The organism is Promicromonospora sp. MEB111 (genome assembly GCF_030209445.1).
In the GTDB taxonomy this organism is placed as follows: Bacteria; Actinomycetota; Actinomycetes; order Actinomycetales; family Cellulomonadaceae; genus Promicromonospora.
Map to the genome: position 1 here is coordinate 39,167 of NZ_JARVSD010000010.1, position 23,871 is coordinate 63,037.

At 71.5% G+C, this 23,871-nt stretch carries 19 protein-coding genes; 11 read left to right on the forward strand and 8 right to left on the reverse strand.

All coding sequences use genetic code 11. From position 1 onward, the window contains the following. Positions 1 to 17 precede the first annotated feature (17 nt). Positions 18 to 899, reverse strand: coding sequence for a C40 family peptidase (locus QRN56_RS12000; protein WP_285103497.1), 882 nt, complete (start codon positions 897 to 899; stop codon positions 18 to 20). A 134-nt stretch (positions 900 to 1,033) separates the two neighbouring features. Between QRN56_RS12000 and QRN56_RS12005 the strand changes: the two genes are divergently transcribed. The 5 genes from QRN56_RS12005 to QRN56_RS12025 all read left to right on the forward strand — a co-directional run bounded on the left by QRN56_RS12005 (position 1,034) and on the right by QRN56_RS12025 (position 7,754). Then, on the forward strand, positions 1,034 to 1,774 hold the full coding sequence (locus QRN56_RS12005) for a YdcF family protein (protein WP_285103499.1): 741 nt from the start codon (positions 1,034 to 1,036) through the stop codon (positions 1,772 to 1,774). Between the two features lie 76 nt (positions 1,775 to 1,850). Beyond that, the gene (locus QRN56_RS12010) at positions 1,851 to 4,571 is read left to right on the forward strand and encodes a carbohydrate-binding protein (protein ID WP_285103500.1); all 2,721 of its coding nucleotides are present in this window, start codon (positions 1,851 to 1,853) and stop codon (positions 4,569 to 4,571) included. Then, complete coding sequence (locus tag QRN56_RS12015; RefSeq protein ID WP_502928790.1) at positions 4,568 to 5,512, forward strand: carbohydrate ABC transporter permease; 945 nt, start codon at positions 4,568 to 4,570, stop codon at positions 5,510 to 5,512. Before QRN56_RS12010 ends, QRN56_RS12015 begins: the two co-directional genes overlap by 4 nt. An 11-nt stretch (positions 5,513 to 5,523) precedes the next feature. After that, positions 5,524 to 6,405 carry a carbohydrate ABC transporter permease gene (locus QRN56_RS12020; protein ID WP_285103501.1) on the forward strand — a complete coding sequence of 294 codons (882 nt, stop codon included), beginning with the start codon at positions 5,524 to 5,526 and terminating at the stop codon, positions 6,403 to 6,405. A gap of 20 nt (positions 6,406 to 6,425) precedes the next feature. Further along, a complete protein-coding gene (locus QRN56_RS12025; RefSeq protein ID WP_285103503.1) occupies positions 6,426 to 7,754 on the forward strand; it encodes an ABC transporter substrate-binding protein in 1,329 nt (442 codons plus the stop codon). Here QRN56_RS12025 and QRN56_RS12030 read toward each other — a convergent pair. Next, positions 7,735 to 8,595, reverse strand: coding sequence for a helix-turn-helix domain-containing protein (locus QRN56_RS12030; protein WP_285103504.1), 861 nt, complete (start codon positions 8,593 to 8,595; stop codon positions 7,735 to 7,737). The genes QRN56_RS12025 and QRN56_RS12030 overlap by 20 nt on opposite strands. Positions 8,596 to 8,748: 153 nt before the next feature. On the opposite strand from QRN56_RS12030, the gene QRN56_RS12035 reads away from it, so the two are divergent. After that, the gene (locus QRN56_RS12035) at positions 8,749 to 9,945 is read left to right on the forward strand and encodes a Gfo/Idh/MocA family protein (protein ID WP_285103505.1); all 1,197 of its coding nucleotides are present in this window, start codon (positions 8,749 to 8,751) and stop codon (positions 9,943 to 9,945) included. 149 nt (positions 9,946 to 10,094) lie between these two features. Here QRN56_RS12035 and QRN56_RS12040 read toward each other — a convergent pair whose 3' ends face one another. Continuing rightward, on the reverse strand, positions 10,095 to 11,165 hold the full coding sequence (locus tag QRN56_RS12040; RefSeq protein WP_285103506.1) for a sigma-70 RNA polymerase sigma factor region 4 domain-containing protein: 1,071 nt from the start codon (positions 11,163 to 11,165) through the stop codon (positions 10,095 to 10,097). Positions 11,166 to 11,289: 124 nt separating this feature from the next. Further along, on the reverse strand, positions 11,290 to 11,820 hold the full coding sequence (locus QRN56_RS12045) for a DUF1269 domain-containing protein (RefSeq protein WP_285103508.1): 531 nt from the start codon (positions 11,818 to 11,820) through the stop codon (positions 11,290 to 11,292). Positions 11,821 to 12,085: 265 nt separating this feature from the next. On the opposite strand from QRN56_RS12045, the gene QRN56_RS12050 reads away from it, so the two are divergent. Then, a complete protein-coding gene (locus QRN56_RS12050) occupies positions 12,086 to 12,355 on the forward strand; it encodes a hypothetical protein (protein ID WP_285103739.1) in 270 nt (89 codons plus the stop codon). On the opposite strand, the gene QRN56_RS12055 is transcribed toward QRN56_RS12050, so the two are convergent. Then, positions 12,346 to 13,059: a sigma factor-like helix-turn-helix DNA-binding protein gene (locus QRN56_RS12055; protein WP_285103510.1), complete on the reverse strand. Its 714-nt coding sequence runs from the start codon at positions 13,057 to 13,059 to the stop codon at positions 12,346 to 12,348. The genes QRN56_RS12050 and QRN56_RS12055 overlap by 10 nt on opposite strands. A gap of 424 nt (positions 13,060 to 13,483) precedes the next feature. Between QRN56_RS12055 and QRN56_RS12060 the strand changes: the two genes are divergently transcribed. Both QRN56_RS12060 and QRN56_RS12065 read left to right on the forward strand, forming a co-directional pair. Continuing rightward, positions 13,484 to 16,144, forward strand: coding sequence for an ATP-binding protein (locus tag QRN56_RS12060; protein ID WP_285103513.1), 2,661 nt, complete (start codon positions 13,484 to 13,486; stop codon positions 16,142 to 16,144). Continuing rightward, complete coding sequence (locus tag QRN56_RS12065) at positions 16,107 to 16,265, forward strand: helix-turn-helix domain-containing protein (protein ID WP_502928792.1); 159 nt, start codon at positions 16,107 to 16,109, stop codon at positions 16,263 to 16,265. Before QRN56_RS12060 ends, QRN56_RS12065 begins: the two co-directional genes overlap by 38 nt. 23 nt (positions 16,266 to 16,288) lie before the next feature. On the opposite strand, the gene QRN56_RS12070 is transcribed toward QRN56_RS12065, so the two are convergent. After that, positions 16,289 to 17,137, reverse strand: a complete 849-nt coding sequence (locus tag QRN56_RS12070; protein ID WP_285103515.1) for an alpha/beta fold hydrolase — start codon at positions 17,135 to 17,137, stop codon at positions 16,289 to 16,291. A gap of 157 nt (positions 17,138 to 17,294) precedes the next feature. Continuing rightward, positions 17,295 to 20,837 carry a methionine synthase gene (gene metH, locus QRN56_RS12075; protein ID WP_285103743.1) on the reverse strand — a complete coding sequence of 1,181 codons (3,543 nt, stop codon included), beginning with the start codon at positions 20,835 to 20,837 and terminating at the stop codon, positions 17,295 to 17,297. A gap of 142 nt (positions 20,838 to 20,979) precedes the next feature. Here metH and QRN56_RS12080 point away from each other — a divergent pair, with 142 nt between their 5' ends. Continuing rightward, a complete protein-coding gene (locus QRN56_RS12080; RefSeq protein ID WP_285103517.1) occupies positions 20,980 to 21,759 on the forward strand; it encodes an SDR family NAD(P)-dependent oxidoreductase in 780 nt (259 codons plus the stop codon). Between the two features lie 179 nt (positions 21,760 to 21,938). Further along, positions 21,939 to 22,766, forward strand: a complete 828-nt coding sequence (locus QRN56_RS12085; protein WP_285103519.1) for a DUF554 domain-containing protein — start codon at positions 21,939 to 21,941, stop codon at positions 22,764 to 22,766. 42 nt (positions 22,767 to 22,808) lie between these two features. On the opposite strand, the gene QRN56_RS12090 is transcribed toward QRN56_RS12085, so the two are convergent. Further along, positions 22,809 to 23,750, reverse strand: coding sequence for a LacI family DNA-binding transcriptional regulator (locus tag QRN56_RS12090; protein ID WP_285103521.1), 942 nt, complete (start codon positions 23,748 to 23,750; stop codon positions 22,809 to 22,811). Between the last annotated feature and the right edge of the window lie 121 nt (positions 23,751 to 23,871).

Consider the following 23,871-nt stretch of genomic DNA (forward strand, 5'->3'; position numbering starts at 1 on the left):
TGATCATAGGCGACGGCTCAGGCGGCCCACCCCACGGCACCGAGGATGCGGTACGCGCCCACGCGAGAGTTCACCCAGTCGGCGTGGAAGCCGACCGGAGTGCCCGTCCGGTGGGCGTCGAAGACGGTCCCGTCGCCGGCGTAGAACGCGACGTGCGTGATGTTGCCGGTGTACTCGCCGTCGGCGTCGTAGAAGATCAGGTCACCCTCCTTGAGCTCGGAGTAGGGCACCTGCTGGGCGTAGATCCTGTCCTGGCCGGTGTGCGTCCGGGCCCAGTCGTACATCGCCTGCGACGAGCGCACCGGCCACCCGGGGAAGTCGGCCACCTCGTCGTAGGACGCGTACACGAGCCCCGAGCAGTCGTAGGCCGGGCCGTCCCCGCCGGTCCCGGAGAACGGTGCGCCTTCCTTCTCGAACGCGTTCCGGAGCCCGAGGCCGGACCAGTTGTACAGGTTCGCGTACCGCGTGCACAGGGTGCCCTCGGCCGTCGTGCCGTTGGAGACCTCGATGTTCAGGTGGTTGATCGTACCGATGGTCCCCGGGTTCCAGTCGTTCTCGCCGTACCAGGAGCTGAAGCCCTCGCCGGCCGTGCGGGCGTGGGTGACCGTGCCGTCGTCGAAGACGTAGTCGGCGGTCACGCCGTTCCCGGTCACCGCGGAGATCTTCAGGACCGGGCTCCGGCCGTCGGCGGCGGTGTCGCGCAACCGGTACCGGAGCGACACGCCGTCCGCGCCCCAGGTGACCTGGATCGCCGCCTCGGCGTTCCCGCAGCCGACCACGATCTCCTGACCGGGGGCCGAGAAGGGCGCCGCCTCGGCCGCCTGCGCTGCCGGCGCGACGGCAGCAAGGCACCAGAAGGCGGTCACGAAGGCCACGATTCCGCTCACCAGTCTGCGCATGGCTCTTCCGTCCCGGTTCTCGAGTGGGTTCCTCGCGGTTCCTCTGACACCGATGAAGGTAGGAACCCGACTCGACAACCGGCTTTCCGTACCCCGCCCGTACGTTCGGGCTGGTTCGCCGCTATCGTTCCGCCGTGAGCCTGCTCTGGATCGTCGTCGGAGCGGCCCTGATCCTCGATGCCGTGATCGTGTCGTTCACGAGCAGCCTCAGCTCCGGCGTCGTCGCGACGTTCGTGCTCGGTGTCCTCTACCTGCTCCACGGTCTCCACCGGGACCGGACCCGGGCGGGAACACGGAGAAGCCTGTTCCGGTGGGTCAAGGTCTTCGTCCCGGTCGCCACTGCCCTGGTGCTCGTCCTCTTCGCATCCATCGCGTCTCTCGGCAGGACGGACACCGTCTCGCACCAGGAGGACGCCGTCATCGTCCTCGGGGCCGCGCTGAAGGGCGAGGAGGTGACGCCGTCGCTCCGCTCCCGGCTGGACGCGGCCGTCGGGTACTCCGTCGCGAACCCGGACGCCGTCATCGTCGTCGCCGGAGGTCAAGGGCCTGGGGAGTCCGTCACCGAGGCGCTCGCGATGGAGCGGTACCTGATCTCGCACGGGGTCTCGGAGGACCGGATCATCCGGGAGAGCCGGTCGACCAGCACCTACGAGAACTTCGTCCTCACGAAGGGGCTCCTGGACGCGCACTTCGATGCGGACTACACCACGGCCTTCATCACGAGTGACTACCACGTGTTCCGGGCCGGCGAGATCGCCGAGGAAGCGGGCATCGGCAGCACTCACGTGCACGCGGACACGCCGTGGTACGAGATCCCCGTCGACTACGTCAGGGAATCCCTGGCGATCACGAAGTTCGTCCTGACGGGGCGGTGATCACCAACAGTTAATTGACAGTGACAAAAAAAGACGGTTGAGTGTCCGCACCAGCAACGACGCCGGAGGGGCACTCATGTCAGTCACATCCGCATCCGACCAGGTCCGGCGAGCCGACCGTGCCTGGCTCGCCGCCGGCCTGGCGCTCGGCGTCGTGGTCACCATCGGGGCGGCGCCCGCTCCCGCGGCCACCGCGGCCGATCCGAGCGGGGCCACCATCGAGGCCGAGGCCACCCAGGTGGTCCTCGACGGCGCGAGCCGCAGCGGCTGTTCCACCTGCTCGGGCGGGAGCAAGGTCGGCAGCATCGACCCGTCCGCCACGGCGAAGGTCCCCGGCGTCATCGCGCCCGAGGACGGCACCTACGAGGTGACGCTGCACTACCTGAGCGGCGACGACTCGCGTGCGCTCACGATCACGCCCGACGGCGGTTCGATGGCCACCGTGCCGGTCGCCTCGACCGGCGGCTGGGACCGCGTCGGCACCGTCACGGTGGACCTGCCCCTGCACGCGGGCGAGAACAGCCTGACGTTCAGCGCCCCGGCCGGCGCGCTCGGCCCCGACCTCGACCGGGTCGACGTCGCCGGCGCGACCGCGAAGGACTACACGCTCACCGACCCCGACGCGGCCGATCCGGTGCCCGTCGACCCCACCCGCGCCACACCGGGCGGCAAGCGGACGGTGCTCCGCGGCGGTGACGTCGTCATCGACTACTCGCTCCGCAGCGGCACCGCAGACGCCCGCTGGGGCGGCCGCGAGGCCGTGACCGGCTTCTACAGCGGCGTGCGCCTGGGCGACGAGTTCGTCACCACCAAGCAGTACGACGGCGGCTGCCGGCTCACCGCCCGCACCACGGTCACCTGCGCCAAGCCCGGGCTGCCCACGCTCCGGCAGGTCTTCGCGTTCGACGGCGACCACTCGTTCTCGGTGCGGCTCGACGTGACGGGCACCGACGGCCCGGTCACCACCTCGATGATGGTGACGGTCATGACCGACCGGCGCGGCTCGGTCGACCTCGGGCGCACCGGCGACAACCGCATGGTGCTCGTGCCCTTCGACAACGACCACTGGGTCCGCTACGAGACCCCGGCGATCAAGGACGTGACGCCGGCCCGGCGCAGCTTCGAGGTCACCGCGTTCATCGACGACACCTCGCGCCGCGGCCTCGTCGTCGGCTCCCTGGACCGCGACACGTGGAAGTCCGGCGTGGTGGCCGACGGCAACGCGCGCGGCGGCCTGGACCGGCTGCAGGCCGCGGCCGGCCTGACGGACTGGAGCTACGACTACGGCGACGGCATGAACAAGTACCAGTTCAACCGCGAGCTCAAGCCGCACGCCGAGGTCAGCGGCGCCACGGTGCGCTCCCCGCGCATGTTCGTGGGCCTCTTCCCGGACTGGCGCGAGGGCATGGAGACCTTCGGCCGCGCGGCCGCGCAGGCCGCGCGCTCCCGCACCTGGGACGAGGGCACGCCCTTCGGGTTCAACAGCTGGGGCGGCCTCGGCGCCCGCGGTGGCGACGCCGCCGTCATGGACGAGGTCTCGGAGTTCCTGGCCGAGGAGACCCCCGGGTTCCGGAACGCCGACTCGGCCAAGGGCCTCTACGTGGGCGTCGACTCCTACTGGGACAAGATGCTCGCCCCCGAGTACGCGTTCGAGGACCCGAACACCTCCTGGGTTGAGCTCGAACAGTACGTCGCCGACGTCAAGGCGCGCGGCCAGGAGCCGGCCCTGTACTTCCAGCCGTTCGCCAACTTCTGGCGCGAGGGCCTGGACGAGCCCATCGGCGGGACCGCGCTGTGCGACACCTGCGAGAACCAGACCTACCGCCAGATGGCGCTCAAGGTGAACGGCATCCCCGTGAACATCGACGGAGCCTGGGCGCTCGACCCGACCAACCCCGGCGTGCAGAACCGCGCCCGGATCGCCCTGGGCAAGTTCCGCGAGCTCGGCGTGCGCTACGTCAAGCTCGACTTCCTGACCCACGGCTACGTCGAGGCCGACGACTGGTACGACGCCGACGTGCACACCGGCCAGCAGGCGTTCCGCCAGGGCATGGCGCAGGTGGTCGACGTCGTCGGCGACGACATGTTCGTCGACCTCGCCATCTCGCCCCTGTTCGCCTCCGAGTTCGCCCACGCCCGGCGCATCTCGTGCGACGTGCACGGCGCCCTGAACAACTGGCACCCCACGCAGCCCGACCGCTACCAGAAGAGCACCGAGTACCTGCTCAACTCCCTGACGTACGGCTGGTGGCTCGACGAGGTCTACGCCTTCAACGACGGCGACCACGTCCAGTTCGGCAACTACGAGTACGACGGCAACGCGAACGCCTACCTGCTGGACGACCCCTACCCGAGCATCTGGCCCGAGGGGCAGAACCGGGCACGCGTCACCTCCGCCGCCATCACGGGGATCTACCAGGTCAGCGAGGACCTCACCGCCACCGGCCACCCGGTCATCAAGCAGCGGGCCCGCGACCTGCTGCAGAACCCCGGCATCAACCACCTCGCCGAGCTCGGCCGGTCCTTCGCCCCCGTGCGGGCCGGAGCCGACGCCTTCACCGCCGCCGACACGTTCGTGCTGCACGACGGCGGGACCACCTACGTCGCCGCGTTCAACTACGGCGCGACGCCGCGCACCGCCGACCTGCCGCTGCGCGACCTGGGACTGGGCGGCGGCCGGTACGACGTCACCGAGCTGTGGACCGGCCAGGAGAGCCACGCCGCGGGCCGGCTGCGCGCCGTCGTGCCGGGCGAGGACGTGCGGGTCTGGGCCATCACGAAGGGACGGCGCTCATGACCACGACCGCCCTCGACCGCCCCGCCGGCCGGACCGGCGGCGGGGGAGTGCCGGCCGGTCCGGCCCGCCGGCGCCCCCGCAACCAGCTCTGGCCCGCCCTCGGCATGATCGCCCCCGCGGCCCTCGGGTTCCTGGTCTTCTACCTCTACCCGACGCTGCGCGGCGCCTACCTGTCGTTCACCGAGTACAACGTGCTGGGCAGCCCCGTCTTCGTGGGCCTGCAGAACTACGTCGACATGGCCCAGGACGACGTCTTCTGGAACGCCGTCCGCGTGACGTTCCTGTACGTGGTGCTGAACATCGGGTTCCAGACCGTCCTCGCCGTCGGGCTGGCGGTGCTCATGCACCGCCTCACCAGGTCGGTGCTGATCCGCGGCAGCCTCCTGCTGCCCTACCTCATCGCCAACGTCGTCGTGGCCCTGCTGTGGTTCTGGATGCTCGACTACAACATCGGCATCGTCAACGCCGTGATCGACGCCGTCGGGCTGCCCAAGGTCGCCTTCTTCGGCGACGAGGCATGGACCGTCGCGACCATCGCGGGCGTCAACACCTGGCGGCACCTGGGCTACACAGCCCTCCTGGTGTTCGCAGGCCTGCAGATGATCCCGGCGAGCGTCTACGAGGCCGCCGCCGTCGACGGCGCGGGGGAGTGGCGCACCTTCTGGCGCATCACCCTGCCGCTGTTGCGCCCGGTGCTCGTGCTCGTGCTGGTCATCACCGTCACCGGGGCCTTCCAGGTCTTCGACACGGTGGCCGTGACCACCGCCGGCGGGCCAGGCAACGCCTCCCGCGTGCTCCAGCTCTACATCTACGAGCAGGCGTTCGCCCGCGGGCACTTCGGCTACGCGTCGGCGATGTCCGTGGTCCTGTTCCTCATCCTCGCCGGGGCGGCCTTCGCGCAGATGCGACTGCTGCGCGCCGGCGAGTCCGACCTCTCCTGATGGGAGCGCACATGCGTACACGGATCACCTGGGGCCGGGCGCTCGCCTGGATCGTGCTGTGGCTCTTCGTGCTGGCCACCGTGCTGCCGTTCTACTGGATGCTGCGCACCGCGTTCTCGGACAACCAGGCGCTCGCCGCCCAGTCCTTCTCGCTGCTGCCCGCCGACTTCACGCTCGGCCCGTTCAAGCGGGTGTTCGGCCTGGCCACTCCCGAGGAGGCGCTCGCGGAGGGCGGTTCCGGCGCGTCGCTGAGCTTCTGGCTCTACCTGCGCAACTCGCTCGTGGTCGCCACGGCCGTGACGGTGGGCCAGGTGCTGTTCTCCTCGATGGCGGCCTACGCCTTCGCCCGGCTCAGCTGGCCGGGGCGGGACGCCTGGTTCGCCGTCTTCCTCGGGGCGCTCCTGGTGCCGCCGATCTTCACCTCGCTGCCGAACTTCCTGACGATCAAGTCGCTCGGCCTGCTCAACACGCTGCCCGGGATCATGCTGCCGAGCCTGTTCATGACGCCGTTCGCGATCTTCTTCATGCGGCAGTTCTTCCTCGGCATCCCGAAGGAGATCGACGAGGCGGCGATGATCGACGGCGCCAAGCCCTGGCGCATCTTCTTCCGGATCATCCTGCCGATCTCGGCGGCGCCGGTCACCACGCTCGGCATCCTCACGTTCATCAACACCTGGAACGAATACTTCTGGCCGCTCCTGGTGGGCCAGACGGAGGAGTCCAAGGTGCTCACCGTGGCCCTGGGGGTCTTCCGCTCGCAGACGCCGCAGGGCGCGCCGGACTGGGCCGGGCTCATGGCCGCGTCCCTCGTCGCGGCCCTGCCCATCGTGATCCTCTACGCCGTCTTCGGCCGCCGGGTCATCAACTCCATCGGTTTCTCCGGCATCAAGTAGCCGGGCCAGAAAGGAACACCATGAAGCGAAAGATGCTCGCGGGCGCCGTCGCCCTCGCGTCCCTGTCCCTGACCGCCTGCGCGGGCGGGTCGTCCGGCGCCGAGGCGGAGGGCCAGATCGACTACTGGCTCTGGGACTCGAACCAGCAGCCCGCCTACCAGCAGTGCGCCGACGCCTTCCACGAGGCCAACCCCGACCTGACGGTCAAGATCACGCAGCGCGGGTGGGACGACTACTGGTCGGCGCTGACCACCGCGTTCTCGTCGGGCACCGGCCCGGACGTGTTCACCGACCACGTGTCCAAGTACCCCGAGTTCGTGGCGAACGGGCAGCTCCTGGCGCTGGACGACCACATCGCCGACGTCGACCTCGACCAGTACTCGGCCGGGCTCGCGGACCTGTGGGTCGCGCAGGACGGCAAGCGGTACGGCCTGCCCAAGGACTGGGACACGGTCGCGATCTTCTACAACCAGCAGATGGTTGCCGACGCCGGGCTGACCGAGAAGGACATGCAGGACCTCGACTGGAACCCGGACGACGGCGGCAGCTACGAGGAGGCCATCGCGCGCCTGACCGTCGACGCGAACGGCGTGCGCGGCGACGAGCCGGGCTTCGACAAGGAGAACGTCGCGGTCTACGGCCTGGGCATCCCCGGCGCCGGGTACGAGAACGGCCAGACCGAGTGGAGCATGTACACCGCCACCACGGGCTGGACCCACACGGACGAGAACCCCTGGGGCACGCACTACAACTACGACGACCCGCGCTTCCAGGAGACCATCGCCTGGTGGTACTCCCTGATCGAGAAGGGCTACGCCCCGCCGCTGGAGACCACGATCGGCGCGTCGGTGAACGACAACTTCGGCGCGGGCAAGTCCGCCATCAACATCAGTGGCGACTGGATGCTCTCGACCTACTTCGGCTACGACGGCGTCGACGTCGGCCTGGCGCCCACGCCCACCGGTCCGAACGGGAAGCGCGCGAGCATGTTCAACGGCCTGGCCGACTCCGTCTGGGCGGGCACGGACAACCCGGAGGGGGCCGCCAAGTGGGTCGCGTTCCTGGGCTCGACCGACTGCCAGGACCTCGTGGGCGCCGCCGGCGTCGTGTTCCCGGCGATCACCAGCTCGGCCGAGATCGCCACGGAGGCGTTCGCCGAGAAGGGCATCGACGTCTCGCCGTTCACCACCCATGTCGAGGACGGCACCACGTTCCTGTTCCCGGTGACCGACCACGCCTCGGACGTGCACGCGATCATGACCCCTGCGATGGACGAGGTGCTGGGCGGCAAGTCCGACGTCAGCTCGCTGACCGAGGCCAACGAGCAGGTCAACGCCCTGTTCGACTGACCGGGAGGCGCGGCTGGTCGTGCTGGTTCTCGCGCCGGTACGCCGCCGGGGGCATGCCGCAGACGTCGCCGAACGCGGTGTAGAACCGGCTCACGGAGCTGAAGCCGGACTCTGCCGCGACGTCGGCGACCGGCAGGTCGGTGGTCACCAGCAGCCGCCGCGCCTCGGCCAGCCGGCACCGGGTCAGGTAGTCGACCATGGTGGTGCGCACGACCTTGCGGAACTGGGCCATGGCGTAGTTGGGGTGCAGCCGCACGGTCCGCGCGACGTCGGCGACGGTGAGCGGTTCGCGGAAGTGCTCGGCGATGTGCCGCACCATCGCCAGCACCTGGCGCAGCGCCGGGTCGCCGGCCGCGAACTGCCGCACCGGCTGCCCCGGTGTGGCCAGCCCGAGCCGGCGCACCCGGGCCTCGATCTCCAGCATCGCGATGCGACGCAGCTCGGGCTGGTCACCCGACAGGTCGGCGGCCCACTGCGTGAAGTTCGCCGGGTCGGTCGTCAGCGCCACCTCCGGCGGTGAGACCAGCGGCATGCCGGACAGCAGGCGGCCGACCAGGGCGGTGGGCAGTCCCCAGCCGAGGAAGGTCGAGAACGGCACGTGCACCCAGTGCGCCCGGGTCGCCGTGCTGGCGATGAGCTGGTGGGGCACCGCCGCCCAGAACGCGGCCACCGACCCGGGGCCGATCTCGACCGGCGCGCCACCGAACAGGTACAGCATCGTGCCGCCCTCGGTGACGAGGTTGATCTCCAGGTCGTCGTGCTGGTGGGCGGTGCCCATCAGGGTGGGGCGGCCGGACCAGCTCACGAGCGCGGGCGGCTCGATCTCGATCTGCGACGTCATTCGGGACCCCCGGCATCTGATGATCCGGGAAGAACCGGCTTGGATCCGTGAAGAGTTCGCTGATCGTAGGTACATAGGGTCGAGGCCGTCAACGCGGCCGCCGGCCGTCGTCGCCCCCGGCCGCATCGCCGCGGCCCAAGACAAGGAGATTCCGTGTTCACACTTGGCATCGTCGGAGCCGGGCAGTTCGCCGGGCAGTTCGTCAAGCTCTGGAACCTGCACCCCGGCGTCGGGGACATCTACGTCACCGACCTGCTGCCCGAGCGCGCCGAGCGGCTCGTCGACGAGTACGACCTCGCCGGGACCGTCCCGTCCTTCGAGGACCTGCTGGCCTCCGACGTCGACGCGATCGCCGTCTTCACCCAGCGCTGGACGCACGGACCCCTGGTGGTCCAGGCGCTTCGCGCCGGCAAGCACGTCTACTCCTCGGTGCCGATGGCGATCTCCGAGCCGGAGATCGAGGCGATCGTCGAGGCGGTCCGGGAGACCGGGCTGACCTACATGATGGGCGAGACGAGCTACTACAACCCGGCGACCGTCCACGCCCGTGACCAGGCCGCGAAGGGCGCCTTCGGCCGGCTGTTCTACGCCGAGGGCGACTACCTGCACGACATGGACCTCGGCTTCTACGACGCGTACAAGTACAGCGGCGGTGAGAACTGGAAGTCCACCGCGAGCTACCCGCCCCTGATGTACCCCACGCACTCCCTGGGCGGGATTCTCGGCGCCTGGCAGACGTACGCGACCAGCGTCTCGGCGATCGGCGTGCTCGACGACCGCGGGGACGGGGTGTTCGACAAGGACGTGAGCCAGTTCGCCAACGACTTCTCCAACGCCACGGCGCTGTTCGAGGCCGCCGGGGGCGGCGCGTTCCGCATCAACGAGTTCCGCCGGGTCGGGTTCCCCTCGCACGTCCGCGAGTCGCGGTTCCGGTTCTTCGGCACCGAGGCCAGCATGGAGCAGCTCGTCAACGTCAGCCTCTGGCAGGACAAGCAGGAGGTCGTGGACATCACGGAGCACCTGGCTCCCAAGCCGACGCTGTCACCCGACGACCCGTCGCTGGAGCACGTCTCGCCCGCGCTGCGGGACGCCTTCACCTCGGGCTCCGCGCCGGTGCACGACCGCTCGCGGCTGCCGAAGGAGTTCGCGAACGTGTCCAACGGCCACGAGGGCAGCCACCACTTCCTGGCCGACGACTTCGTCACGGCCGTCACGACCGGCGCCCTCCCGCCGGTCAACGCCTGGGTCGCCGCGCGGTACACGATGCCCGGCATCGTCGCGCACGAGTCGGCGCTCAAGGGCGGCGTCCGCCTGGACATCCGCGACTTCGGGGACGCGCCGCAGGGCTGACGGGGCGGGAACTGCGGCGACTCGCGGCGCGGCGTTCAGATCGCCTCCGTGTGGGAGGCCCGGCTGAGGCGACCGTTCGCGTGGACCTGGCAGACCCGACCGTATGGGAGGTGCGGGTCGGATGTGGGACGACGTGACCCCAGATCGGGTCAGCTGTCGGCCGAGGCCGGAGTGCCGGTGGTCGCGGTGGCCCGCCGGCTCTCGCCGTTGCTGGAGCCGGCGGAGGCGCCCGACACAGCGGCTGCCGCCGCAACCGCGACGGTCAGCCCTTGCGTCGCGGCCGCGTTGGCATGTTCGACACCCTGGTCCAGCGCGGATGCGCCCGAGCTGGTGCCGGCCGCGGACTCCGAGCGGGAGGATGCGTCGGCCCCCTGGTCGGCGGCGGTGAGCCCGGTGTCGGCCTCCGTCGCGGCCGCCTGGGTCGTCCGGGCGGCCGCGACGGTCTGCACGGTTGCGGCGGCGTCGTACTTCGCCATGGTCGACGGGCGGGGGTGTCGGTTCGCGGGACGGATCGAAGGCGGCGGCGGGGCTTCCCGGTTCCCCGGGTCGCCGACTCCCAGGACGCCCTCGTCGACGCCGGCGCTCTCCAGCACCTGGCCCGCGGGTTCACCGGTCTGATCAGCGACATACGTCGACGCACCGATGACGGTGACCGCGACGAGGGCGGCAGCGGCCACGGCGGTCTCTCTCCGGTTCACCCGGGTGCCGATGTGCGCAGGGCGGGCGGTGACGTCGGCCGGCGCACCCTCGACGACGGCGTCGCTCCCGGCTTCGCGGAGCGCCCAGGAGACGTCACACACGTCGACGAACGCGCGGGTGCATCGGGCACAGTCGTTCATGTGGACCTCCAGCCGCCGCTGGCTGTGGGGCAGGAGGTGTCCGGCGAGGTAGTCGTGCATGACCGCGCGGCCGGCGCGGCACTCGGGTTCGGCCACGTGCCGGGCGTGCGCGGCGGCCAGCGCGGCGGCAAGGTTCTCCTCGGCACGGCGGAGCCGGCCGGGCACGGCGTGCGGGTGGAGGCCGAGCTGCTCGGCGATGCTCGTCGTGGTTCTGCCGTGGACGTGGCGGCCGACCAGGATCGTGCGGTCGGCGTCCGCGAGGTCGCGCATGGCTGCGCGCAGCACGACGAGGGCTCCGCGGCGCTCGACGTCGACGTCGGCCGGAAGTGCACGGACGTCACCCGGACGGTCCCACGCCCAGTCGCGATGAACGGCGGCCACGTCAACCGCCTCCTCTCGCTGGGACGTCGTCTGGTCCGAGTCGAGCGCAACGTCCGCATCGTACCTTCCGCGCCGCGAAGATCCTCCTGGTTTCATCCTCCGGGCGCGGGGGTGATCGACGGACTCACCCGGCGGTGGCCTCGTCGATCGCCGCCTCCAGCGCCTTCTCGTCGGCCTTCAGCTCCTTCTTCTCCAGCCTGGCCGCGCGGGCGATCGCGCTCTCCACGTGTGCTGCCACGTCCGACGCGGCGATGACGACCAGGCCGCTCTGGCCCTCGTCGAGCAGCTCGCCCAGGTCCTTCAGGTCGCCGCGGCTCATCCCGCCGGCGACGTGCCCGGCGATCGCGCCGATGGCGCTGCCCCCGGCGCCGCCCGCGAGCAGGGCGCCACCCAGACCGATCGCCGGGAAGAGGGCCACCAGCGCGCCCCCGGCCAGGCCGAGGCCCAGGCCGCCCCAGGCGCCCTGCCGGGTCGGCTGCTCGTGCTTCTTGACGATCTTGACCTTGCCGTCGGCGTGCCGCGAGACCACCGCCGCGTCGTAGGTGTCGATGAGACCGCTGGCCTGGTAGAACTCCTTCACGGCCTCGTAGTCGGTCACCGCGTCGTCCTCGCTGCCGTAGCTGGCCGCGAAGGCCACCAGGGTGTCGAGCGCCATGTCGTCTCTCCTCGATAGCGTGGCCCGCCGTCCGCGGGCACTCGTTCGATGGTTCGTCCGCGACGCTAGGCCGGGGTGCGCCTCGTCGAGTCACATGATTCGGGTGACCTGCTCCCCGGGGCCTGGCCGCGACGGAGCAGGCGCGTCTCGTCACCTGGTCGGACGGCCACTACCCCAGAAGTCACATGGAGAAGTACTTCGCTTCTGGGTAAACAGCTTCTGACCTGCCAAGGGCGCCATCGAGCAGCTCACGCGGAGCTGGGCGCTGGAGCTCGCCTCCGCCGGCGTCCGCGTCAACGCGGTGGCGCCCGGCCCCACTAGTACGGCTCGCCGACCCGGCCACCACCTGGCTCACCGGCCAGGTCCTCGCGGTCGATGGCGGCCTGCACCTCACCTGATGACCTACCTCAGTTCACTGCCGTCGACCGCCACAGCCCTGACCTGCACCAGTGCGTCCGCCGGTCCGCATCGCGGCACAGGGAGCGACCAGCGAACATTGCTGCAGATCGCTCGTCAGGTGAGCGATTACCGGTGACACTCGATCGACGGCTCGGCCCCGGCCGTTCGGACGTGCCGCGTCAGCAGACTCTCGAGCGCATGAAGCTCCCCACCGCGGGCCGCGGCCAAGAAGGCCGATACGAACTGCTGGTGCACCTCGGGTCCGACGACGGACCGCGCAACACCGTCCGCGACACGGGCACGCGCCCTGCGGACCAGCTGTCGCGTGTTGACGGGGCTCGTGCGCAGCAGCCGGGCGATCTCGGCATACGGGTAGTCGAAGATCTTCCTCAGCAGGTAGGCCGCACGCTCATTGCCGCTCAGCCTGGCCAGGAGGAGACCGATCGCCTCGGCGACCTCTGCTGTCCGGTCCGTCAGGGCGGCGGGGTCGTGCCGGCCGTCGTGGACACCGTGCGCGAGGGACACGCTCGGTCGCTCATGGCGATGAGACGCGGACTGGACGACGTTGATCGCCAAGCGGGTCGTCGTGGTGGTCAGGAACGCCTCGGGGTTCCTGACCTGCCCCCGGTTCGTGCGCTGCCATCTGATCCAGGCCTCCTGGACGACGTCCTCGGCGCTCGAGGTGTCACCGCCCGTGACGCGAAGTGCGATGCGGAACAGGACGGGGCGCTGCGTGACGAAGAAGGCGACCGTCCGGTGCAGCTCCCTGGCGACGACCGGGTCTGCTTCCCCATAGGCGTTACCCGTCGTTCTCGCGTGGTCTGGATCCTTCGCATACATCTCGGACTCCTCTGGTGAGTGCCGCCCTTCATGCGGGCGTATCCACCTTTCGTCCGCGCTACGTCCCGTCGCGCCGCGCAAGTCCGTGGTCCGGTGCGTGGCCGTGTCCGTGGGGGTAGCCAGCCACCGGACCACGGACACAGCCGACGACACAGCCGAGGACACAGCGGGGCTCCGGACCGGCGAGGTTCCGGCACGGCGTTGCGCACGTGCCGGAACCTCGCCGACTGGCCGGGGGAAGAGGCCAGTGCGGTCAGAGGGTCGGTGACGAGCGGGTCCAGTCGCTCTCTGCTTCCGGCATAGCGGCCCACGCCGCCCCGGTGAAACCCGGTGAGACTCGTCCTTACCTGCGACTCGACCACCTCTGACGCATCTTCGACCGGGCACTCCAGGCAGATGTGACGCACGGGGTAGGCTCCACGATGTGGCGAGACTGTCCGCGAGGGGAGCCAGGGAGGCCCTGCGGGGCCGGACCCGCCACTGCGAGGCGCTCGACGAGGTCCTGACGACCGTCCAGGGTGGCCTGGGCGCGGTGCTGGTGCTGCGAGGCGAGGCGGGCGTCGGGAAGACCGCGCTCCTCGACCACCTGGTGGGGCGGGCTGCGCGGTGCCGAGTCACCGACGTCGCCGGCATGGAGTCCGAGATGGAGCTCGCCTTCGCCGGCCTGCACCACCTCTGCCTGCCGTTCCTGGATCGCCTCGATCACCTCCCCGTCCCGCAGCGCGACGCGCTGACCACGGCGTTCGGCCTCAGTGCGGGCCCGCCTCCCGATCGGTTCCTCGTCGCGCTCGCCGCGCTCAGCCTTCTCGCCGACGTCGGCGCGGACCTGCCGCTGGTGTGCGTCGTCGACGACGCGCCGTGGCTCGACGAGGTCTCCTTGCAGACGCTCGCGTTCGTCGCACGGCGCCTCGGTGCCGATCCCGTCGCCATGGTCTTCGCGGTACGCGAGCCGGATCTCCCGCACGAACTGCGCGGCCTCCCGGAGATCACGGTCGACGGGCTGGCGGAGGCCGACGCCCGCGCCCTGCTTGACTCGGCATTCCCCAGCCGGCTCGACACCCAGGTACGCGATCGGATCGTCGCCGAGACGGGAGGCAATCCGCTCGCCCTCCTGGAGCTGCCCCGCGCTCTGACCACGGCGGAGCTGGCGGGAGGCTTCGAACGGCCGGACACCCGCCCCCTCGCAGGACAGCTGGAGAACGGGTTCTTGCGGATCATCCGGTCGCTGCCCGCCACGACCCGGCAACTCCTGGTCCTCGCGGCGGCCGAGCCCGTCGGGGACCCGTCGGTGCTCGGCCGAGCGGCGGACCTGCTAGGGGTCAGCCTCGACGCGGCGGCGCCCGCCGAGGCAGCGGGCCTCATCGAGATCGGCGCGAGCGTCCGCTTCCGCCACCCGCTCGTGCGCTCCGCCGTCTACCGCGCCGCGGACGCCCGAGCCCGCCGCGAGACCCATCAGGCCCTGGGCGCGGCGACCGCGCAGGACACGGATCCCGACCGCCGGGCATGGCATCTCGCGCAAGCCGCGGACGGGTTCGACGACGCCGTCGCGGACGAGCTCGAGCGGGCTGCTCACAGAGCGCGCGGGCGCGGCGGGGTGACGGCGGCGGCCGCGTTCCTCGAACGGGCGACCGAGCTGACACGTCCCGGTGGAGGCGGTGTCCGACGCGCGCTCGCCGCTGCCCAGGAGAAGCTCCGTGCCGGCGCTCCGGACGCTGCCAGGTCGCTCCTCGAGACGGCGGCGGCGGGACATCCCGACGACCTCCAACGCGCCCAGATCGCACGCATGCGCGCGCACCTCGCGTTCGTCAGCCAGGGTGCCGGCGCTTCGCTGCCGCTCCTCCTGGACGCCGGGCGGAAGCTGGAGCGTCTCGATCCTCCAGCGGCGAGGGAGGCCTATCTCGAAGCAGTGGCTGCCGCCATGTTCACCGGCCGGCTCGGCGACCCGAACGATCTCCAGGCTGCCGCCGCCGCCGCTCGGGCGGCACCACCCGGACCGCTCCCGCACCGGCCTACCGACCTCCTCCTGACCGGGGTCGCCACGCGGATCACAGCGGGCCACGCGGCCGGCCAGCTGCCGCTCGTCGAGGCCCTGGAATCCTTCCGAGTCGAGTCGGGCGCCGCCGGCGAGTCCGAGATGAGCTGGATGTGGCTCGCCTGTCCCGTGGCGCCGGAGCCGATCGCCCCCGATCTGTGGGACGACGAGGCGTGGTACCTCCTCGCGACCCGCGCCGTGCGGCTCGCTCGCACCGCAGGTGCCCTGTCGATCCTGCCGTTCGCCATGGGATACCAGGCGGGCGTGAGCGTGCACACCGGCGAGCTCGCTGCCGCGGCGGCACTTCTCGACGAAGCGGCATCGATCGCGGCGGCGACCGCCGCCGCGCCGCCGCTCTACACCTCCCTGCTGCTCCTCGCCCATCAGGGCGACGAGCTGACCGCTCGACGGGCGATCAGCTCCGCCGTCCACCAAGCGACCACCCGCGGAGAGGGCCGTGCACTGGGACTTGCGGAATACGCGGCAGCCGTCCTGCACAACGGTCTCGGCCATTACGACGCCGCCCTCGAGTCCGCACGGTCGGCGTGCGAGTACGAGGACCTCGGGTTCTACGGCTCCTCGCTGGCCGAGCTCGTCGAGTCCGCCGTCCGGTGCGGTGCCCGGAGCGACGCCGAGACAGCGCTCCGCCAGCTGGACGAGCGGACTCGGTCGTCCGACACCGGCTGGGCTCAAGGGGTCCTGGCCCGCTCACAGGCGCTGCTCAGCGAGGGACGGGAGGCCGATCGTCTCTACCGGAAGTCGATCGAGCACCTGAGCCGGAGCAGGGCGGCCGTCCAGCTCGCACGGGCACACCTGACCTACGGGGAGTGGTTGCGCCGCGAGAACCGCCGCACCCAGGCCCGGGACCAGCTCAGGGGCGCATACGACAGATTCACCCGGATGGGGGGCCCAGGCCTTCGCCGACCGGGCCCGGCGGGAGCTCCAGGCGACCGGCGAGAAGGCACCGAGGAGACCCGCGCCGGCAGACAGCGGGCTCACGGCCCAGGAGAGCAGGATCGCTCACCTCGCCGGCGACGGTCTCACCAACCGTGAGATCGGCGCGCAGCTGTTCCTCAGCCCGCACACCGTCGAATGGCATCTCAGGAAGGTCTTCACGAAGACCGGTGTCTCCTCAAGAAGGCAGCTGGGTGCCGCGCTGCGGTCCGGCAGGTGAGTCCTCACCCGCCGGACCGCAGGTCAGCGCGTCGCGCGGACAGCGGTGGTGATGGTCCGCGCGACCGTCGTCGGATCGGTCAGAAGGCCGAGGTGGCCGGCGCGGAACCGGATGACGGTCGAACCGGCCTTCTCAGCCATTCCCTGCTGGGCGCTGGCCGGAATGACCAGGTCCCTGGTGCCGATGAGGTACCAGCTCGGGATGGACTTCCAGGCGGGCTCGCCCGACGGCTCGTTCAGAGCTCCGAAGGTGATCGGACGTTGCGTCGCCCACAGGGTGAGCGCACGGTCCCGGCTGAGTCCCGTGGCGAACGACTCCAGGAACGTCGAGGACTTCAGGTAGACGTCGGTCTCGGGCGTGGGCGGCAGCGTCGCGGGCGCGAAGTCGAAGATCGTGGTCGGGTCGGCCGCGAGTGCCGAGTCGGGGCCCGCGAGCTCCGCGACGGTCTCCCCTTCCGCGGGAACCGAGCCGTTCACGAAGACCAGCGCCTTGACGTCGGGGTCGCCGGTGGCCGCGTTGGTGATCACGGCGGCTCCGTAGGAGTGGCCGACGAGAACCACGGGGCCGTCGATGGTGCCGAGCAGCGTCTTGAGATAGTCGGTATCACCCGCGAGCGAGCGCAGCGGGTTGGCGGTGGCGATGACGTGCTGACCATCGGCCTGGAGCTGGCGGACCACACCGGACCAGCTCGAGGCGTCGGCCCAGGCGCCGTGCACCAGCACGATCGTGGGCTGCGGCCCGGGGCGGGTGGCCGGGGCACCCGTCGCTGCCGGGGCGGAGACGGCGGAAGCGAGGACGATCAGGCCCAGTAGCAGGGCTGAGCCGGCGCGGCGTCCTGCTCGGCGCCGGTGGGCGCGCTTGTTCACGTTCATGGTTGGTCTCCTGCTTCGCTGGACCGCCGAGTTCCCACCCGCGCGGGACGACAGATGCCGTCGCCCTGACTGACCGGGTCTGCCGGCCGAACGTGACATCCGGGGCTCTGACCAGCCAGAACAGGCTTGACCTGGTCGGACGGCCATACCCCAGAAGTCACACGGAGAAGTACTTCGCCTCCGGGTGGTGGAACACGAAGGCATCGGTGGACTGCTCCGGGTGCAGCTGCAGCTCGTCCGACAGCGTCACGCCGACCCGCTCCGGCCGCAGCAGCTCCACCACCTTGTGCCGGTCCTCCATGTCGGGGCACGCCGGATAGCCGAGCGACATCCGCGCCCCGCGGTACTCCAGCTTGAACATGCCCTCCACGCTCTTCGGGTCCTCGTCCCCGAAGCCCAGCTCCGAGCGCACCCGGGAGTGCCAGAACTCCGCCAGCGCCTCCGTGAGCTGCACCGACAGCCCGTGGAGCTCCATGTACTCGCGGTACTTGTTCGCCTCGAACAGCTTGGCGGTGTGCGCGGACACCGTGTCGCCCACGGTCACGAGCTGCACCGGCAGCACGTCGAACCGCCCGGTCTCCTCGACGAAGGACCGCGGCCGGACGAAGTCCGCCAGGCACAGGTGCCGGTCGCGCCGCTGCCGCGGGAAGTGGAACCGCAGCCGCTCGGTCCCGACCTCGCCCCCGGAGCCGCCGTCGGGCGCTCCGGTCCCGTTGAGGTCCCCGTGGTGCGCGACGACGACGTCGTCCCCCTCGGACCACACCGGGAAGTACCCGTACACCACGGTCGGGTCCATGATCTGGTCGGTGCGGATGCGATCCATCCACTCCGCGAGCCGCGGGCGGCCCTCGGTCTCGACCAGCTCCTCGTAAGAAGCACCGGCCGGACCGGAAGCAGAGGCGCGGCCGGGCTTGAGACCCCACTGGCCCATGAACGTCGCGCGCTCGTCCAGGAACGCCGCGTACTCCGAGAGCTGCACGCCCTTGACGATCCGCGTGCCCCAGAACGGCGGCTCCGGCACGGGGTTGTCGGTGGCCACGTCCGAGCGGGCGGGCAGGTCCTCGGGCGCCGTCTGCGTCACCGTCACCACGTTGTGGCGGCGCTTGCGCAGCGCCGGCAGGCCGACGTCGTCCGGCGAGGCGCCGCGCGCGACCCGCACCAGGGGCTCCATGAGCCGCAGGCCCTCGAACGCGTCCTTCGCGTACCGGACGGTGCCGGGGAAGGCGCCGGCGAGGTCGTCCTCGACGTACGTGCGGGTCAGGGCGGCCCCGCCGAGCAGCACCGGCCAGCGCTTCTCGAACCCGCGGGAGGCCAGCTCCTCCAGGTTCTCCTTCATCACCACCGTCGACTTCACGAGCAGCCCCGACATGCCGATCACGTCGGCGTCGTGCTCGATCGCGGCGTCGATCATCGCGCTCACCGGCTGCTTGATGCCGATGTTCACCACCGTGTAGCCGTTGTTCGTCAGGATGATGTCCACGAGGTTCTTGCCGATGTCGTGCACGTCGCCGCGCACCGTGGCCAGCACGATGGTCCCCTTGGACCCGGAGTCGCCCTCCAGGCGCTCCATGTGCGGCTCCAGCAGTGCGACGGCGGCCTTCATCACCTCGGCCGACTGGAGCACGAACGGGAGCTGCATCTCGCCCCGCCCGAACAGGTCGCCGACCACCTTCATGCCCTCCAGCAGGTGGTCGTTGACGATGTCCAGGGCCTTCATGCCCTCGCCCAGCGCCAGGTCGAGGTCCGCCTCCAGGCCCTTGCGGGCGCCGTCCACGATGCGCCGCGCCAGCCGCTCGCCGGTCGGCAGCGCCGCCAGCTCCGCGGCGCGCTGGTCGCGGATCGCCGCGGCGTCCACGCCCTCGAACAGGTCCAGCAGCTTGGACAGCGGGTCGTAGGTCAGGTTCCCGTCGGCGTCCCACTCGCGACGGTCCCACACCAGGTCGAGCGCCGTCCGGCGCTGCTCGTCGGGGATGGAGGACAGCGGCAGGATCTTCGCCGCGTGCACGATCGCCGAGTCCAGCCCCGCCTCGGTCGCCTCGTGCAGGAACACCGAGTTCAGCACCGCGCGCGCCGCCGGGTTCAGGCCGAACGACACGTTCGAGACGCCGAGCGTGGTGTGCACGCCGGGGTACTTGCGCGTGATGCGCCGGATCGCCTCGATGGTCTCGATCGCGTCGCGCCGCGTCTCCTCCTGGCCCGTGGCGATCGGGAAGGTCAGGGCGTCGACGATGATGTCGTCCACCCGCATGCCCCAGTCGCCCACCAGGGTGTCGATCAGCCGCGACGCGATGGCCACCTTGCCGTCGGCGGTCCGGGCCTGCCCCTCCTCGTCAATCGTCAGGGCGACGACGGCGGCTCCGTGCTCCACGACGGCCGGCATGATCCGCCCGAACCGCGACGTCGGCCCGTCGCCGTCCTCGAAGTTCACCGAGTTGACCACGCCGCGGCCGCCCAGCAGCTCCAGGCCCGCGCGGATCACGGCGGGCTCCGTGGAGTCGATCACCAGCGGCAGCGTGCTCGCCGACGCGAGGCGGGAGACGACGTCCCGCACGTCCGCGATGCCGTCGCGCCCCACGTAGTCCACGCACACGTCCAGCAGGTGCGCGCCGTCGCGGGTCTGGGCGCGGGCGATGTCCACGACGTCGTCCCAGCGGGCCTCCAGCATCGCCTCGCGGAACGCCTTGGAGCCGTTGGCGTTGGTGCGCTCGCCGATCGCCAGGAAGCTCGTCTCCTGCCGCAGGTCCGTGGCCGAGTACAGCGAGGCGACGGCGTTCTCCCGCACCGGCTCGCGCGCGGCCACGGGCTGCCCGCCGACGGCCTCGACCACCAGGCGCATGTGCTCCGGCGTGGTGCCGCAGCAGCCGCCCACCAGGCCCAGGCCGAACTCGCGCGCGAACTGCGTGTGCGCGGCGGCCAGCTCCTGCGGCGTCAGCGGGTAGGAGGCGCCGTGCGGCCCGAGCACCGGCAGGCCCGCGTTCGGCATGCACGCCACCGGCATCTGGGCGTGCTGCGACAGGTGCCGCAGGTGCTCGCTCATCTGCTCCGGGCCCGTGGCGCAGTTCATGCCGATCGCGTCGATGTCCAGCGCCTGCAGCGCCACCAGCGCCGCGCCGATCTCGGAGCCCATCAGCATGGTCCCGGTGGTCTCCACCGTCACCGACACGATGACCGCCACCCGTCGGCCGGTCTCCGCCATCGCCTGCCGGCAGCCCGTCACCGCGGCCTTGGCCTGCAGCAGGTCCTGGCTGGTCTCGATCAGCAGCGCGTCGGCGCCGCCCTCGATCAGGCCCGCCGCCTGCTCCGCGAAGGTGTCGCGCAGGTGCTCGTACGTGGTGTGTCCCAGCGACGGCAGCTTGGTGCCGGGGCCCATCGAGCCCAGCACCCAGCGCGGCCGGTCCGGCGTCGCGTGGGCGTCGGCGCGCTCGCGCGCGATCCGGGCGCCCTCGCGGGCCAGCTCGCGGATGCGGTCGTCGATGCCGTAGTCCGACAGGTTCGACCAGTTGGCCCCGAACGTGTTCGACTCGATCGCGTCGACGCCCACCTCGAGGAACGCGTCGTGCACCCCGGCGATGAGGTCGGGCCGCGAGACCGTCAGGATCTCGTTGCAGCCCTCCAGGCCCTGGTAGTCGTCCAGGGTCGGGTTCGCCTCCTGGATCATCGTGCCCATCGCGCCGTCGGCCACGACCACGCGCGTGCGCATCGCCTCCAGCAGGGCGGCGGAACGCTCGGCGAGCGTGGGCAGGGCGGCGGGCAGCGCGGTCACCCGGGCAGCGTAAGCCTTGGCCGGACGACGACGCCGTGCGTGCCCGGCAGGCGGTCTCGCCGCGAGTATCGTCCCCGCCATGACGACGCACGACTACCTGGACTCCTTGTTCTCCCTGGAGGGCCGCACCGCCGTGGTGACCGGCGGCAGCTCCGGCATCGGAAGGGCCATCGCCGAGGCGCTCGCGCAGGCCGGGGCGCGCACCGTGCTCCTGGCGCGCGGCGCCGACCGGCTCGACGAGGTCGCCGCCAGCCTGCGCGAACGGGGCTGCGCCGTGGAGACCGTCGTCGCCGACCTCTCCAGCCGCGACGGCATCCGCGCCGCCGCCGACGGGATCGTCGCGGCCACCGGGGAGCCCGACATCCTCGTCAACAGCGCGGGCATCAACCTGCGCCCCCACCTCGGCCAGGTCGACCAGGAGACCTGGGAGGTCACCATGACGGTCAACCTGGAGGCGCCGTTCATGCTCGGGCAGCGGTTCGCGCCCGGCATGGCAGCCCGCGGCTTCGGCCGCCTCATCCACATCTCCTCGCAGCAGGCCCACCGGTCGTTCGTCGACAGCGGTGTCTACGGCGTCTCCAAGGGCGCCCTCGAGTCGCTCGCCCGCTCCCAGTCCGAGGCCTGGTCCGCGCGCGGCGTCACCGCCAACACCCTCGTGCCCGGGTTCGTCCTCACGCCCCTGAACCAGCACCTGCAGGACGACGCCGAGAAGGTCACGGCCCTCGCCGCCCGCACCACCGTCGGCCGCAACGGCGTGCCCGAGGACTTCGCGGGCGCCGCCGTCTTCCTCGCCAGCGCGGCCTCGGGCTATGTCACGGGCCACTCGCTGTTCGTGGACGGCGGCTTCTCGGTGCACTGAGCGCGCGTCGCGGTCGTGCCGTCGCGGCGGGTGGGGGGCAAGGCCTACTCGGTCGGAGGGGTAACGGAGAGGTAGCACTGCTACGTGCTCGTTACCTTCCCCGCCGTGAAGGCACTCTCCCCGGGCGGTGTGCCTGCCGCGGCGACCGTCGACGCCGCGCGCCGCAGTAGGCTCGCTCGGTGAACGTCGACTTCCCGGGCCTGGGCACTCTCGTCAACGTCGGGACGATCGTCGTCGGGTCGCTGCTCGGCATGGCGGTGGGGCACCGGCTTCCCCAGCGCACCCACGCGGTGGTGACCGACATCCTCGGCCTCGTGACCCTGCTGGTCGCCGCGCTGTCGGCGGTCGCGGTCACCGACGCCGCGTTCGTCGCCGCCACGGGCTCGGGCGCGCCCGTGCTGATCGTGCTCGGCTCCCTGCTGATCGGCGGCATCGCCGGCTCGCTGCTGCGGATCGAGGACCGCCTGGAGGGACTGGCCGGCACCATCCAGGGCTGGCTGGCCCGGCGCACCGACGCCCGGCGCTCGAGCGGCCGGCGCGCCTCGCACCGTCCCGTGCTGATCGACGCGACCGAGACCGGCCAGGACCACGCGGCGCGCGAGCGCTTCATCGAGGGCTGGCTCACCGCGTCGCTGCTGTTCTGCGTCGGGCCGCTCGCGATCCTGGGGTCGCTGTCCGACGGGCTGGGCCGCGGCATCGACCAGCTCCTGCTCAAGTCGGTGCTCGACGGTTTCGCGGCGCTGGCGTTCGCGTCGTCGTTCGGCGTCGGGGTGCTGCTCTCCGCGGTGTCGGTCGGTGTGGTCCAGGGTCTCGTCACGCTGGCCGGGGTGCTGCTCGGGTCCGTGCTGCCCGACGCGCACATCGCCGCGCTCACGGCCACGGGCGGTCTCATGCTGGTGGGTATCGGGCTGCGGCTGCTGCACCTCAAGCAGATCCCGGTCGGCGACCTGCTGCCGGCCCTCGTGGTGGCGCCGCTGCTCACCCAGCTCGTGATCGTGCTGCGCTGAGCGCGCGCCCGGGCCCGGGTACCGGGCGCCGGGCACCCGGCGTCAGCCCCGCACGGGCACCGGGAGCCGCACCTGCCGTCCCGGCTCGTCCTGTCCGTCGAGCTGCCGCGCCAGCAGGTCCATCGCGGTGCGGCCCAGCTCCTCGCCGTCCACGTCGATGGCGGGCGTGTGCTCCAGGCCGAGCGCCTCGATGACCGTGGGCTCCGTGCTCACCACCAGGTCGCGCGGCACCTCGACGCCGCGCGTGCCCAGCGCCAGCAGCAGCCCCAGCCCGATGGACGTCGCGTACGGCACGACGGCGGTGGCGCCGGTCTCCAGCACCGACGGCGTCACCTCGACGCCCGCGACGAACGTGGCCGGGCGCGGGCCGAGCACGGTGAGCTCGGCGCCGGCCCGCTGCGCGGCGTCCCGCACGGCGGCGGTGCGCTGCCGGTCCTGCCAGGACCCCTCGGGGCCGCCCACGTAGACGATGCGCGGATGTCCCTCGGCGGCCAGCCGGGTGGTCAGGGCGCCGAAGGCCGTGGCGGTGTCGGCCACGACCGACGTCATCCCGTCGATCTCGCGGTCCACCAGGACGGCGGGCTTGGTCGCGCCGACCCCGGCCACGAGCGTGTCGGTGCCGCGCGGCGCGACGACGAGGAACCCGTCGACCTGCCGGGACAGCCGCTCGACGGCGTCCGCGGAGTCCAGGGCGTGCACCGCCACCGTGAGCTGGAGGCCCGCCTCCTCGGCGCGCGCCTGGGCGCCGGCGATGATCGGGGTGAAGAAGGTGTTGTCCAGGGTGGGGACGACGATGGCGATGATGCCGGTACGCCCACGGGCGAGCTCGCGGGCCGCGCGGTTGGGCACGTAGCCGAGCCGGGCGGCCGCGGCCACCACGCGCACCGCGGTCTCGGGGGCCACCAGGCCGCTTCCGTTCAGCGCGCGCGACGCGGTCGCCTTGGAGACGCCGGCCACCGCGGCGACGTCGGACAGATCAGGCACCGTACCTCCTTGGTCGTTGCGCACACTCTAGACGGCCGATGCAACCGTTTCCGCCCACTCTGCCCGTGCGCGTAACAGGAAGTTAACGCGGGATTACAGGAGCACGGCCACACATGCCTTA